The organism is Mesorhizobium sp. M7A.F.Ca.CA.001.08.2.1 (assembly GCF_003998455.1).
Lineage (GTDB): Bacteria > Pseudomonadota > Alphaproteobacteria > Rhizobiales > Rhizobiaceae > Mesorhizobium > Mesorhizobium ciceri.
The window spans coordinates 1-782 of record NZ_RZPW01001320.1; the positions used below are offsets into that span (position 1 = coordinate 1).

Here is a 782-nt window from a genome sequence, read left to right on the forward strand (position 1 = left end):
CTATGTCATCGACCGCAAGCGCTTCACCTCGGCCGGCGGTGTCGGCAGCCTCGACATGATGCTGGAGATCATCACCCGCGACTACGGCGCCGAGCTTGCCGCCGGCGTCGCCGAATGGTTCGTGCACAGCCAGCTGCGCTCCAGCATCGACCGCAAGATGATGCCGCTGCGCCTGCGCACCGGCGTCCAGAACGAGCTGGTGCTGTCGGCCATCGCCATCATGGAAGACGCGGTCGAGGAACGGCTCGGCATGGCCGAGCTGACCGCGAAGCTCGGCGTGTCCTCAGACAAGCTCGAGCGCTCCTTCCGCTCCGAACTCGCCATCTCGCCCAATGGCTATTACCGGCGCCTGAGGCTCAAACGCGCCGCTGACCTGCTGGCGCACTCGACGCTCGCCGTGCGCGACGTGGCGCTGGCGTGTGGGTTTGCCTCGATGTCGAGTTTTGCCCGGGCGTTTCGCGAGGAGCATGGCCATCCGCCGAAACTGGCGCGGAGGCATTAGGGTAGTCAAAGGAATGGCGGGACAGCGCCCCCCTCTGTCCTGCCGGACATCTCCCCCTCAAGGGGGGAGATCGGATGTAACAACGGCTTTCGCCAATTTTCAGCGATGAAGAAAAGAGCGATGAGGCCAAAGCTGCCAATCTCCCCCCTTGAGGGGGAGATGTCCGGCAGGACAGAGGGGGGCGCTTGGCGCCTGCATCTCTTGTTGCCCAGCGGCATTCCGCACAACACACGCGGTTTCCAGCACAATCCTCCGGCCCCCGCTGCGCCATGCTCCAGCC

1 protein-coding gene is annotated in these 782 nt (G+C 65.0%); it reads left to right on the plus strand.

Annotated elements, in window-relative coordinates; genetic code table 11:
* On the plus strand, positions 1–502 hold a 502-nt coding region (locus tag EN914_RS37120), incomplete at its 5' end, for a helix-turn-helix domain-containing protein (RefSeq protein WP_127389767.1).
* Between the last annotated feature and the right edge of the window lie 280 nt (positions 503–782).